The following is an 11,896-nucleotide window of genomic DNA, read 5'->3' on the forward strand; positions in this document are numbered from 1 at the left end:
GAGCGCAATGAACAGAACCCGGATCACTCTCATCGCCGCCGCGGCCGCCGGCGGCACTCGCCCTCACCGGATGCTCCGGCCAGAGCGGCTCGGGCGGGAAGCCGGCCGCCGGCGGCGAGAACGCCGCGATCACCGATGTCTCGATCATCGTCCCCGCCGATCCCGGCGGCGGCTGGGACCAGACCGGCCGCGCGATGGCGAAGGTGCTCACCGAGGACGACATCGTGAAGTCGGCGCCCGTCAGCAACGTCGGCGGCGCCGGTGGCACGATCGGCCTGGCGCAGCTCGCCAACGTCAAGGACCCGGGCACGCTGATGGTCAACGGCCTGGTGATGGTGGGCGCGATCGAGACCAACGACTCGAAGGTGCGCCTGGAGGACACCACCCCGATCGCCCGGCTGACCGACGAGCCGCTGGTGGTCGTCGTGCCTGCCGACTCGAAGTACAAGACCCTGGAGGATCTGGTCGAGGACATCGTCGACAACGGGCAGAAGGTCACGGTCACCGGCGGCTCTGCCGGCGGCGCCGACCACATCCTCGCCGGGCTCCTGCTCGAGGCCGCGGGGCTGAGCAGCGCGGAGATCCCGCAGAAGCTCAACTACACGCCGAACGCAGGTGGTGGCGAGGCCGTGTCGCTCATCCTGGGCGGCAAGGTCGGCGCCGGCATCTCGGGCGTCGGCGAGTTCGCACAGCACATCGAATCGGGCAAGATGCGCGCGCTCGCCGTGTCGAGCGACGAGCCCAGCTCGCAGCTGCCCGACGTGCCGACCATCACCGACGAGGGCTACGACGTCGTGCTGACCAACTGGCGCGGCGTGATCGCCCCCGGTGACATCACCGACGCCGACCGCGCCGAACTCGAGCGCATCGTCACCGAGATGCACGACTCGGATGCCTGGAAGAAGGAGCTCGAGACCAAGGGCTGGGCGGACGCCTTCCTCACCGGTGACGACCTGGACGCCTTCGTCGAGGAGAACATCTCCGACGTCACCGGCACGCTGAAGAACATCGGGCTGATCTGACATGAGCAGCACCCCGCTCGTGGGGGCGGACGGGCGGGCCGAGGACACTCGGCCCGCCTCCCGGGTTCCCGTCGGTGAACTCGTCTTCGCCCTGCTCATGCTCGTCCTCGGCATCGCCGCCCTGATCGGTGCCTTCACCATCCACGTCCCCGTCGGCGTGACCGTCGGTCCGACCGTGTTCCCCATCGCCGTCTCGGTGCTGCTGATCGGATCTGCCGTGGCCGTGCTCGTCGGCGTGCTGCGCGGCAGGCGTGCGGAGGTCGAGGAGGGCGAGGACATCGACCCGGACGCGAGGACCGACTGGCTGACCCTCGCCGAGATCGTCGGCGCCCTGATCGCGCACCTGCTGCTGCTCGACGTGATCGGATGGGCGCCCGCCGCCGCCGTGCTCTTCGGGATCGTCGCCTGGGCGCTGGGAGCGAAGCGCTGGTGGCTCGGATTCCTGATCGGACTCGCGGTCGCCCTCGTCGTGCAGGTCGTCTTCGCCGGCCTGCTCGGACTGTCGCTGCCGTGGGGCCCCGCGTTCGGCTGGCTCGGAGGGATGTTCTGATGGACAGCTGGGGGCTCCTCCTGGAGGGATTCGCCACCGCCCTGCAGCCGGAGTACCTGCTGTGGGCGTTCATTGGCGTCTTCATCGGCACCGCGGTCGGCGTGCTGCCCGGCGTCGGGCCGGCGATGACTGTCGCGCTGCTGCTGCCGCTGACCTATTCGCTGGATGCCACGGCCGCGATGATCACGTTCGCCGGCATCTACTACGGCGGGATGTACGGCGGGTCGACCACCAGCATCCTGCTGAACACACCCGGCGAATCGGCGTCCATCGTGACGGCCATCGAGGGCAACAGGATGGCCAAGCTCGGCCGGGGCGCCGCAGCGCTCGCGACCGCCGCGATCGGGTCGTTCGTCGCGGGGACCATCGCCACAGTCGGGCTCACCCTGCTCGCTCCGGTGCTGGCGCAGTTCGCCGTCAGTCTCGGGCCGGCCGACAAGTTCGCGCTGATCGTCATCGCGTTCATCACGGTCGGCGCGCTGATGGGAAAGTCCGTGTCGCGAGGTCTCGTCTCGCTGGCCGTCGGCCTGTTCCTCGGCATGGTCGGCACCGACGTGCTGTCCGGACAGCAGCGGTTCACCCTCGGGCTCCCGGAGCTCGGCGACGGCATCAACGTGGTGCTCGTCGCGGTCGGACTGTTCGCCGTGGGGAGACACTGTACGTGGCATCCCGGCTGCGGCACGGCGGAATCGACGTCATCCCGGTGACCAAGGGGTGGCGCAGCTGGATGTCCAGGGACGACTGGCGGCGCTCCTGGAAGCCCTGGCTGCGCGGCACGGCGATCGGATTCCCGATCGGCACCATCCCGGCAGGAGGTGCGGATGTCGCGACGTTCCTGTCCTACGCGACCGAGCGAAAGCTCTCCAAGCGCAAGGGCGAGTTCGGCCGCGGCGCGATCGAGGGCGTGGCGGGTCCGGAGGCGGCGAACAACGCCGCGGCCGCCGGCGTGCTCGTGCCGCTGCTCACCCTCGGCCTTCCGACGACGGCGACCGCCGCGATCATCCTCGTGGCGCTGCAGTCGTACGGCATCCAGCCCGGGCCGCAGCTGTTCACGAACCAGCCCGCGCTGGTGTGGGCGCTGGTGGCGAGCCTCTACATCGGCAACCTGCTGCTGATCGTGCTCAACCTGCCGCTGGTGGGGATGTGGGTGAAGCTGCTGCAGATCCCGCGACCGTACCTGTACGCCGGCATCCTGATGTTCGCCGCCTTCGGCGCCTATGCACTGAACTTCCTGATCAGCGACATCGTGATCCTCGTGATCATCGGACTGCTCGGGTACTTCATGCGCAGGTACGGATATCCGGTGGCGCCGCTCGTGGTCGGCATGATCCTCGGCCCGATGGGGGAGGCCTTCATGCGGCAGGCGCTGCAGCTGAGCCAGGGCGACCTGTCGACGCTGGTGCTTCAGCCGTTCGCGGCCACCGCGTATGCGTTCCTCGTCGTGCTGGTCGTCGGCGCGCTCTGGCTGCGCCGCCGGCAGGCGCGGTACGAGCAGCGGCTCACCGAGTCGATCTCGGTGCCGGTGCTCGCCGACCAGGAGATCTGAGCCGTCCCGGAACTGCACGCCCGCGCCGAGACGGGGACGTAGCACCTCGGTCTCGGCGCGGGCGTGCAGTCTCGATGGACCGGAATAGGCTGGGGCGGTGCAGGACGACCAGATCACCACCCGAGGTCCGCGCGCGTACCTCTCCTACATCGGGATCGGGCTCGGCGCCGGCCTGCTGTCCGGTCTCTTCGGCGTCGGCGGCGGCACCGTCATCGTGCCGATGCTGGTGCTGCTGCTGCACTTCGACCAGCGCCGTGCCGCCGGCACCTCGCTCGCCGCGATCGTGCCGACCGCCGCGGTCGGCGTCGTCTCGTATGCGGTCTCCGGCTCCGTGGCGTGGATCCCCGCCCTGATCCTGGCGCTCGGCGCGGTGGTCGGCGCGCAGATCGGCACCCGGCTGCTGCCGCGCATCTCGCAGCGCGCGCTGCTGTGGGGATTCGTGGGGTTCATCGCCCTGGTGATCGTGAGCCTGTTCGTGATCGTGCCCTCGCGCGAGGCCGAGCTCGACCTGACCTGGGTGACGGGCCTGATCCTGGTCGCCGTGGGCGTCTGCACCGGCATCCTCGCCGGACTCATCGGCGTCGGCGGCGGAATCATCGTCGTGCCCGCACTGATGCTCGGGATGGGGGTGAGCGATCTCATCGCGAAGGGCACCTCGTTGCTGATGATGATCCCGACCGCGGTTTCCGGCACCATAGGCAATCTCCGGAACAGGAACGTCGACCTCGTCGCCGCAGCGGTCATCGGCCTCTCCGCCTGTACGACGACCGCCCTCGGAGCGCTGCTCGCCGCGCGCCTCGATCCGTTCGTCGGCAACATGCTGTTCGCCGCCTACCTCGTCTTCATCGGCTGGCAGCTGGCACGCAAGGCGCTGCGCGCGAAGAACTGAGCGGCGGCCTTTCCTCCGGTTCCCGGCCAGGCGCACCGTCGCACGCCCGGATAGGATCGAGGGGTGCCAGTGAACCCTGATCTGGTCGGCCGCGAGTTCCCGCCGACCGCCCCGTATCTTGTCGGACGCGAGAAGGTGCGCGAGTTCGCGCGGGCCGTCTTCGCCGACGCGCCCGTGCACACCGACGTCGACGCCGCGCACGCCGCCGGGTACGCCGACGTGGTCGCGCCGCCGACGTTCGCGATGGTCATCCAGGACCACACCCTGCAGCAGCTGCTCGCGCTCGAGGACTCCGGCATCGTGCTGTCGCGCACCATCCACGCCGAGCAGCGCTTCACCTATTCGCGGCCCATCGTCGCCGGTGACGAGCTCACCGGACGGCTGCGGGTCACCGGCATCCGCACGCTCGGCGGCAACGCCATGATCACCAGCGAGGCCGAGATCACCGACGCGGACGGCGCGCACATCGTCACCGCGACCAGCGTGCTGCTGGTCGGAGAGGGAGAGTGATGGATTTCACCGTCGGAGACGTCATCGCCGAACGCACCGTGCACGTCACGCGTGAGTCGCTCGTCCGCTACGCCGGAGCATCCGGCGACTTCAACCCCATCCACTACCGCGACGACGTCGCCGCCCAGGTCGGTCTGCCGGGCGTGCTCGCGCACGGCATGCTCACCATGGGCATCGCGTCGTCCGTCGTCGTCTCCGCGCTCCATGAGTCAGGGCAGAGCGACGTCGCGAAGATCGTCGACTACGGCGTGCGCTTCACCAAGCCCGTCGTCGTCGACCCGTCCGACGGCGCCGACGTGACGGTGATCGCCAAGGTCGCCGCGGTCGACGACGAGACCGCGCGGATCGACCTGAAGGTCACCTCCGGCGAGACCACGGTGCTGGCCAAGGCGCAGCTGCGCGTGGCGCTGTGAGCGAGATCGCACCGATCCCGCTGCGCGAGCTGACCACGCTGCGCACCGGCGGCGCGCCCGAGCGGATGCGCGAGGCCACGACCGCTGCCGAGCTGATCGGCGAGCTGCAGGCGGTCTGGGCGACCGGCGACGACTGGTTCGTGCTCGGTGGCGGATCGAATCTCTTCGCCGGAGACGCGGCGTTCGAGGGCACCGTCATCCGGATCCTCACCCGCGGCATCGAGGAGATCCTCTCGCCGCACGAGGGACGGGTGCGGCTGCGCGTGCAGGCAGGACACGACTGGGATCACCTCGTCGCGTACGCCGTCGAACACGGCTACGCCGGAATCGAGGCGATGAGCGGCATCCCCGGCACGGTCGGCGCCGCACCGGTGCAGAACGTGGGAGCCTACGGGCAGGAGATCCAGGAGACGCTGGTCGAGGTCGAGCTGATCGACGAGGACGCCGCGGGGCCGGTGACCGTCCCCGCATCCGAGCTCGCCCTCGGCTTCCGCACCTCCGTGCTCAAGCACCACTACGGCGGTGTCCCGCAGCGCCGCGCCGTGATCCTCAGCGTGACCCTCGACCTCGCCGTCACCGACGGCACGCGCGTCGTGCGCGGCGAACAACTGCGCCGTGCGCTCGGTCTCGAGGACGCGCAGGCCGTGCCGCTCGCCTGGGTGCGCTCGACGATTCTCGAGACCCGCGCGAAGAAGGGGATGCTGCTCGATCCCGACGATCCCGACACCGCGAGTGCCGGATCGTTCTTCCAGAACGCGATCGTGCCCGAGTCCGTCGCGCGCTCGCTGCCGCCGGAGTGCCCGCGCTGGCCCGTCGCACCCGACCTGGACGCGGTCACCGTCATCCCGCTGTCGGGCTTCACGGGAGCCGTGCCTGCTCTGTCGACCGCCCCGGCCGAGGTCAAGGTCAGCGCCGCCTGGCTGATCGAGCACTCCGGCATCCGCAAGGGATTCACGCTGCCGCGCTCGCGCGCCGGCGTCTCGACCAAGCACGCCCTCGCACTCACCAACCGCGGCGGCGCCACCGCTGCGGAGGTGTCGGAGCTGGCCCGGTTCATCCAGAGTCGGGTGCACGCCGAATACGGTCTGCTGCTGCAGCCCGAGCCGGTGCTCGTCGAGGTCGAGCTCTGAGCACGTTCTAGGCTCGAGGAGTGCTCGAGACACTCACCGGATTCGCCGTCGTGGGCCTGGCGATCGCGGTCGGGTACGTCATCGGCCGCATCGATCTGCTCGGCTCGCACGCCCGTGAGGTGCTGAGCCGGCTGACGTTCTTCGTGCTGTCGCCGTTCCTGCTGTTCACCGTGCTGGCCCAGGCGGATGCCCGGGTGCTGTTCTCCGCGCTGCTGCCGGTGTCGGCGGTGGCCGCTGCTGTCGTGATCGGCCTGTACGTGCTGGTCGCGAAGCTGGCCTGGAGACGTGGTGCCGGGGAGACCGTGATCGGTGCCCTCTCCGCCGGCCAGGTGAACTCGAACAACATCGGCATCCCGCTCTCGCTCTACCTGCTCGGCAGCGCGGCGTATCCGGCGCCGGTGATCCTCATGCAGCTGCTGGTGTTCACGCCGATCTCGCTGACGATCCTCGATGCCGTCACCGGCGGGCGCACATCGGTGGGGCGCACGGTGCTGCGGACTGCGACCAACCCGATCATCCTCGGATCCGCGCTCGGCACGCTGGTGTCGGTGCTGGGGATCGAGCTGCCGCCGATCGTCATGGAGCCGTTCACGCTCCTCGCGAACGCCTGCGTGCCGGTGCTGCTGATCAGCTATGGCATCTCGCTGCACGGTCAGCGGGTGCTCGGAGCGGCCGGACGACGACGCGACGTGCTGCTGGCGAGCACGCTGAAGCTGCTGATCATGCCGGTGATCGCGTGGCTGGTCGCGCAGTTCGTGTTCGGGCTGTCCGCGCACGAGGTGTTGATCGTCGTCGTGCTGGCGGCGCTGCCCACCGCGCAGAACGTGTTCAACTACTCGCAGCGTTACGACATCGCTGAGGCGACCGCCAGGGACACCGTGTTCATCACGACGATCGGCTGCGTGCCGATCCTTCTCGGCGCGGTGCTGCTGCTCGGGTGACGTCGGCGACGGGGCGTACGCTCGCAGGCATGAGCGGACTGATCCCGTACCTGCTGTTCCCCGGCAACGCCGCGGAGGCACTGGAGTTCTATCGGAGCGTCTTCGGCGGAGAGCTGCACCTCTTCGACTATGCCCAGGCGGGTCGCAGCGACGGCCCCGGCGATGCGATCGCGCACGGAATGCTGCTCGGCGATGTCGAGCTCGCCGGTGCGGACGCCGGTGCCGACGACGACGCCGTGCACATGAACGGGATGTTCTTCTCGCTGCTCGGCACGGCGGATGCCGAGACGCTGACGTCGTGGTTCGACGCGCTCGCCGCGGGCGGCCGCGTGATCGACCCGCTGCAGAAGAGGCCGTGGGGAGACCACGACGGCACGCTCTCGGACAGGTACGGGGTGCGCTGGCTGCTCGGGTTCCACCCGGAGGGCTGAGCACCCCGCGCGGGTCAGCAGCGACGGAGCGCTCTAAGCTGGGGAGCCTGCGTGGCTCTGGACTCTGACGGGAGATGCTCTGTGGACGTGGTGGACTTCATCGGCTCTGCGACTTACCCTGGCCGGATCGTCGTCGCGGGGCGGGATGCGGCGGGAGTGCCCTTCGCTCTCTACTGTCTGAGCGGACGGAGCGCAGCCTCGAAGCAGCGCGACTTCGTCGCGACGGATGACGGACTCGAGGTGATCGACACCACAGGATCCGGTGACGATCCGCTCCGCCACTACCAGGCCGCCTACGCGGAGCAGGGGCGGATGCTGCTCGGCAACGGCGATCACGTCGCTCAGCTGCGTGCCGGGTCGGTCTCCGCCGAGTCGCTCCCGACGCTGCTCGACGACGTGCTGCCCGAGCCGGACCCGCCCATCCTGACGCCGCGCATCGGTGTGCTCGCGACGTTCCGCGACGATGCACTGGACCGGCTGCAGGGCTTCGGCGTCACCGGCCAGGTGCCGGTGCGTCATCGGCTCGTCGTGGAACGTCCGGGGCCGGGCGTCGCGGTCGCCGTGAAGACCTACCGCGGTTCGGCGGCGGACGTCGTGGTCGACGGCGTACCGGAGCAGGTCTCGGTCACGCAGCCCTGGACCGAACTCGTGCAGGCGGCGGCGGAGGCGATCGACGACGACGTGCGCGTCGCGGTCACAGGCGCCGAGATCCGAGACGGCGGGTTCGCCGGGTGGGTGAAGGTTCGGTAGCTCAGGCGCTCGCCGGCGATTGCGTCAGGTGCGCGTGACGCAATCGCCTCGTCCGTCGACCGGATGTCAGGAGGCGAACAGCCGCTGCAGGCGCTGCACGCCCTCGAGCAGGGCGTCGTCGCCGAGGGCGTACGACATACGCACGTAGCCGGACGGGCCGAAGGCCTCGCCGGGCACGACGGCGACCTCGGCCTGGTCGAGGATGAGGTCGGCGAGCTCGAGCGAGGTGGTCGGGGTCACGCCGCCCCACGTGCGGCCGAGCAGACCCTGCACGTCGGGGTACACGTAGAACGCGCCGGTGGGGTTCGGCACCACGAGGCCGTCGATCTTCGACAGCTCCGACACGATCAGCCGTCGACGACGGTCGAACGCCTCGCGCATCTGCTCGGCCTCGGTCTGCGGGCCGTTCAGTGCCGCGATCGCCGCCTTCTGCGCAACGTTGTTCACGTTGCTGGTCAGGTGCGACTGCAGGTTGCCGGCGATCTTGATCGCATCGGCCGGGCCCACCATCCAGCCCACGCGCCATCCGGTCATCGCGTAGGTCTTGGCCACGCCGTTGACGAGGATGGTCTGGCCGGCGACCTCGGGCACGGCCTGAACGACCGAGGTCGCCTCGACACGCTGGGTCCCTGAGCCTGTCGATTGGGTCCCTGAGCCTGTCGAAGGGTAGGTCAGGTTCTGGTAGATCTCGTCGGAGATGATCCAGATGCCGTGCTCGACCGCCCACGCTGCGATCGCTGTGGTCTCCTCGGGGGAGTAGACCGAGCCGGTCGGGTTCGAGGGCGAGACGAACACCAGCACGGTGGTTCGCGGGGTGCGCGCGGCCTCGAGCTGCTCGACGGTGACCTTGTAGTCCTGGTCGGCGCCGGCGAACACCTCGACCGGCACGCCGTCGGCGAGACGGATCGCCTCGGGGTAGGTGGTCCAGTACGGCGCGGGGAGCAGGACCTCGTCGCCCGGGTTCACCACTGCCTGGAACGCCTGGTATACCGACTGCTTGCCGCCGTTGGTGACGATGACCTGGCTCGGCGAGACCTCGAGGCCCGAGTCGCGCAGGGTCTTCGCCGCGATCGCCTCGCGCAGAGCGGGCAGGCCGGCGGCGGGGGTGTACCGGTAGTTCGCGGGGTCGGCGAGGGCCTCGGCCGCGGCATCCACGATGAACTGCGGCGTCGCGAAGTCGGGCTCGCCGGCGGCATACGAGATGACGGGCTTGCCCTCGGCCTTGAGGGCCTTGGCCTTGGCGTCCACCTTGAGCGTGGCGGACTCGGCGATGGCGGACAGTTTGCGGGACAGCGGGGCGCGTTCGGTCACGATAACGAGGGTACTCGCGTAGCGGTCCCGGCGCAGACGATGAGGGCGTCAAGAACAGCGGTTCTTGACGCCCTCATCAATGCGGTCAGGCGGCGAAGCCGTGCGCCTCGGCGACAGCCGGAAGCGTGATGCGCCCTGCGCGCACGTTCAGCCCCTTGGCCAGGGCCGCGTCGTCCGCTGCCGCTCGGTCCCAGCCCTTGCCGGCGATCGCCGACACGTAGGGGAGGGTGGCGTTGGTGAGCGCGCGCGTGGCGGTCTCCGGCACAGCGCCGGGCATGTTCGCGACGCAGTAGTAGATCGAGTCGTGCACGGCGAATGTGGGGTCGTCATGTGTCGTCGGGCGCGAGCCCTCGAAGCATCCGCCCTGGTCGATGGCGATGTCGACCAGAACCGATCCCGGCTTCATGTTCGCGACCATCTCGTCGGTGACGAGCTTGGGGGCGGCGGCGCCGGGGATCAGCACCGAGCCGATCACGAGGTCGGCGGCGGCGAGCTCCTCGGCGATGTCGTAGCGGCTCGAGGCGCGGGTCTCGAGGCCCGGGTACAGGTGCTCCAGCTCGCGCAGGCGCGGCAGCGAGATGTCGATCACGGTGACGTTCGATCCGAGGCCCAGAGCATTGGCGGCGGCGTGCTCGCCGGCGACGCCGCCGCCGATCACGACGGTCTTCGCGCGCCGGGTGCCGGGGATGCCGCCGAGCAGAACGCCGCGGCCGCCGTTGGAGCGCAGCAGGGAGTACGAGCCCATCGTCACGGACAGGCGTCCGGCGATCTCGCTCATCGGGAAGAGCAGGGGAAGGCTGCGATCGGGGAGCTGCACGGTCTCGTAGGCGACGGCGGTGGTGCCGGCATCGACGAGCGCGGCGGTGAGGGCGCGATCGGCGGCGAGGTGCAGGTAGGCGAACAGGGTGAGGTCGTCGCGCAGGAAGCCGTACTCCTGAGCGATGGGCTCCTTCACCTTCAGCAGCAGGTCGGCCCGTCCCCAGGCCTCCTCGGCGGTGTCGACGATCTCGGCGCCGGCGGAGCGGTAGGCATCGTCGCTGATCCCCGAGCCGAGCCCCGCGCCGGACTGCACGTGCACGCTGTGTCCTTCGTGCACGAGACGGTCGGTGCCGGCGGGTGTCAGGGCGACCCGGTTCTCGTTGTTCTTGACTTCGGTGGGGACGCCGATCTTCATCGATTCTCCTGGGGCGGCGGCGGACAGCTGAGCGTAGAAAAGAATCGCAGAAACATCGAGGTCCCGAGTCCGATCTCGCAGAATCTTCGAGAACTGACGCAATGGAGAAAGATCCAGCACCGAACATGGTGTCCGGGGCGGTCAGAGTGCGCGGATCAGTGCGCCAAGCATCCGTGGGGCTTTCACCGCACGCCGGGTGCGGGGAGGAATTCGTCGGTATAGGGGCGACTGCAGCGACGTTTCCGCCTCGTGTCATGGCTGAGGCGGCCAGGCGAAGGGCAGATCAGGCGAACGCGCCGTCGCGGGTGGAGACGATCTCTTTGCCGAGCGGCATCAGCGAGATCGGCACCAGCTTGAAGTCGGCGATCGCCATCGGGATGCCGATGATCGTGATGCACAGCGCGATGCCGGAGACGATGTGGCCGAGTGCGAGCCACCAGCCCGCGAGGATCACCCAGATCACGTTGCCGAGGAACGAGCCGACGCCGGCGGTGGGCTTGGCCACGATCGTGCGCCCGAACGGCCAGATCACGAATCCGGCAGTGCGGAACGAGGCGATCGCCCACGGGATCGTGATGATCGGGATGCACAGCAGCACGCCCGCGAGCACATAGCCGAGGAACAGGCCGAAGCCGGCGAAGATCAGCCAGATGATGTTCAGCAGGGTGCGCATGAGATCATTCTCCGGGTGCCGGCTGTGAGCCGGGCGCAAGGGTTTCAACCGCGGGCGGACTCGGCGCTGGGGTCACCCCACGTCGCACTGGCAGAAGTCGGCGAGGCGACGTGCCGGATGCTGCGGATCGGTGACGTCCACGATCGCATCCGCCGTGGTGTCGGCCAGGTCGTCGTCGGTCGCGAGCCAGATGCGGAAGTGCCACAGCCAGCGGGTGCGCCCCGCGAGCAGCGACCTGTCGCCGGAGACGATCGTCACCGCATCCGCTCCGTCTGTGCGCAGCGGGGTGACGAGCTCGGTCCGCAGCGCGTCCTCGGACCTGCCGTCCTGTGCGATGGACGACGCGATGACATCGCGGCGGGCGAATGCGGCGGAGAGGTCGTCGGCGAAAGCTGCCGAGAGCGCGGCATCCGGGCTCGCGACGGCCACCAGTCGCGCACCGCGGCGATGGCTGTGCAGGAACTCACCTGCGATCTCATCGTGGACGGGCTGCCCGGTGACTGTCGCGCTCATCCCCTCAGGCTACGCCGGGACGGCCGCCGGGCACCCTGCGGGA

13 protein-coding genes and 1 pseudogene are annotated in these 11,896 nt (G+C 69.5%); 10 read left to right on the forward strand and 4 right to left on the reverse strand.

Going from position 1 to position 11,896, the window contains the following annotated elements; translation table 11 throughout:
* Window positions 1-194: 194 nt before the first annotated feature.
* From L2X99_RS00920 to L2X99_RS00965, 10 genes and pseudogenes are all read left to right on the forward strand, one after another.
* A complete protein-coding gene (locus tag L2X99_RS00920; protein WP_236135513.1) occupies window positions 195-1,022 on the forward strand; it encodes a Bug family tripartite tricarboxylate transporter substrate binding protein in 828 nt (275 codons plus the stop codon).
* 1 nt (window position 1,023) lies between these two features.
* Window positions 1,024-1,572, forward strand: a complete 549-nt coding sequence (locus tag L2X99_RS00925) for a tripartite tricarboxylate transporter TctB family protein (RefSeq protein WP_236125444.1) — start codon at window positions 1,024-1,026, stop codon at window positions 1,570-1,572.
* A pseudogene (locus L2X99_RS00930) lies at window positions 1,572-3,118 on the forward strand (tripartite tricarboxylate transporter permease). Before L2X99_RS00925 ends, L2X99_RS00930 begins: the two are co-directional and overlap by 1 nt.
* A 97-nt stretch (window positions 3,119-3,215) precedes the next feature.
* Window positions 3,216-4,007 carry a sulfite exporter TauE/SafE family protein gene (locus tag L2X99_RS00935; RefSeq protein WP_236125442.1) on the forward strand — a complete coding sequence of 264 codons (792 nt, stop codon included), beginning with the start codon at window positions 3,216-3,218 and terminating at the stop codon, window positions 4,005-4,007.
* A gap of 63 nt (window positions 4,008-4,070) precedes the next feature.
* The gene (locus tag L2X99_RS00940; RefSeq protein ID WP_236125441.1) at window positions 4,071-4,517 is read left to right on the forward strand and encodes an FAS1-like dehydratase domain-containing protein; all 447 of its coding nucleotides are present in this window, start codon (window positions 4,071-4,073) and stop codon (window positions 4,515-4,517) included.
* On the forward strand, window positions 4,517-4,930 hold the full coding sequence (locus L2X99_RS00945; RefSeq protein ID WP_236125440.1) for a MaoC/PaaZ C-terminal domain-containing protein: 414 nt from the start codon (window positions 4,517-4,519) through the stop codon (window positions 4,928-4,930). Before L2X99_RS00940 ends, L2X99_RS00945 begins: the two co-directional genes overlap by 1 nt.
* Complete coding sequence (locus L2X99_RS00950; RefSeq protein WP_236125439.1) at window positions 4,927-6,060, forward strand: UDP-N-acetylmuramate dehydrogenase; 1,134 nt, start codon at window positions 4,927-4,929, stop codon at window positions 6,058-6,060. The genes L2X99_RS00945 and L2X99_RS00950 overlap by 4 nt, the downstream gene beginning before the upstream one ends.
* 20 nt (window positions 6,061-6,080) lie before the next feature.
* Entirely contained in the window at window positions 6,081-7,001 is a 921-nt protein-coding gene (locus L2X99_RS00955; protein ID WP_236125438.1) for an AEC family transporter, read from the forward strand.
* Between the two features lie 29 nt (window positions 7,002-7,030).
* Entirely contained in the window at window positions 7,031-7,432 is a 402-nt protein-coding gene (locus L2X99_RS00960) for a VOC family protein (RefSeq protein ID WP_236125437.1), read from the forward strand.
* Window positions 7,433-7,483: 51 nt separating this feature from the next.
* Window positions 7,484-8,182, forward strand: a complete 699-nt coding sequence (locus L2X99_RS00965; RefSeq protein WP_236125436.1) for an IMP cyclohydrolase — start codon at window positions 7,484-7,486, stop codon at window positions 8,180-8,182.
* Between the two features lie 66 nt (window positions 8,183-8,248).
* Here L2X99_RS00965 and L2X99_RS00970 read toward each other — a convergent pair whose 3' ends face one another.
* The 4 genes from L2X99_RS00970 to L2X99_RS00985 all read right to left on the reverse strand — a co-directional run bounded on the left by L2X99_RS00970 (window position 8,249) and on the right by L2X99_RS00985 (window position 11,853).
* Window positions 8,249-9,493, reverse strand: coding sequence for a pyridoxal phosphate-dependent aminotransferase (locus L2X99_RS00970; RefSeq protein ID WP_236125435.1), 1,245 nt, complete (start codon window positions 9,491-9,493; stop codon window positions 8,249-8,251).
* Window positions 9,494-9,578: 85 nt separating this feature from the next.
* Window positions 9,579-10,667, reverse strand: a complete 1,089-nt coding sequence (ald, locus tag L2X99_RS00975; protein WP_236135514.1) for an alanine dehydrogenase — start codon at window positions 10,665-10,667, stop codon at window positions 9,579-9,581.
* Window positions 10,668-10,950: 283 nt separating this feature from the next.
* Window positions 10,951-11,340: a YccF domain-containing protein gene (locus L2X99_RS00980; protein WP_236125434.1), complete on the reverse strand. Its 390-nt coding sequence runs from the start codon at window positions 11,338-11,340 to the stop codon at window positions 10,951-10,953.
* Window positions 11,341-11,412: 72 nt separating this feature from the next.
* A complete protein-coding gene (locus L2X99_RS00985; protein ID WP_236125433.1) occupies window positions 11,413-11,853 on the reverse strand; it encodes a hypothetical protein in 441 nt (146 codons plus the stop codon).
* Window positions 11,854-11,896: the final 43 nt, after the last annotated feature.

It is taken from the genome of Microbacterium sp. KUDC0406 (genome assembly GCF_021582875.1).
Classification (GTDB): domain Bacteria; phylum Actinomycetota; class Actinomycetes; order Actinomycetales; family Microbacteriaceae; genus Microbacterium.

What these genes read in the sequence shown, in the direction of transcription:
- L2X99_RS00945 (WP_236125440.1), top strand. Translation starts at nt 4,517, where the DNA reads ATGGATTTCACCGTCGGAGACGTCATCGCCGAACGCACCGTGCACGTC.
- L2X99_RS00980 (WP_236125434.1), bottom strand. Translation starts at nt 11,340, where the DNA reads ATGCGCACCCTGCTGAACATCATCTGGCTGATCTTCGCCGGCTTCGGC.
- L2X99_RS00985 (WP_236125433.1), bottom strand. Translation starts at nt 11,853, where the DNA reads ATGAGCGCGACAGTCACCGGGCAGCCCGTCCACGATGAGATCGCAGGT.
- L2X99_RS00960 (WP_236125437.1), top strand. Translation starts at nt 7,031, where the DNA reads ATGAGCGGACTGATCCCGTACCTGCTGTTCCCCGGCAACGCCGCGGAG.
- L2X99_RS00925 (WP_236125444.1), top strand. Translation starts at nt 1,024, where the DNA reads ATGAGCAGCACCCCGCTCGTGGGGGCGGACGGGCGGGCCGAGGACACT.
- ald (WP_236135514.1), bottom strand. Translation starts at nt 10,667, where the DNA reads ATGAAGATCGGCGTCCCCACCGAAGTCAAGAACAACGAGAACCGGGTC.
- L2X99_RS00920 (WP_236135513.1), top strand. Translation starts at nt 195, where the DNA reads ATGGCGAAGGTGCTCACCGAGGACGACATCGTGAAGTCGGCGCCCGTC.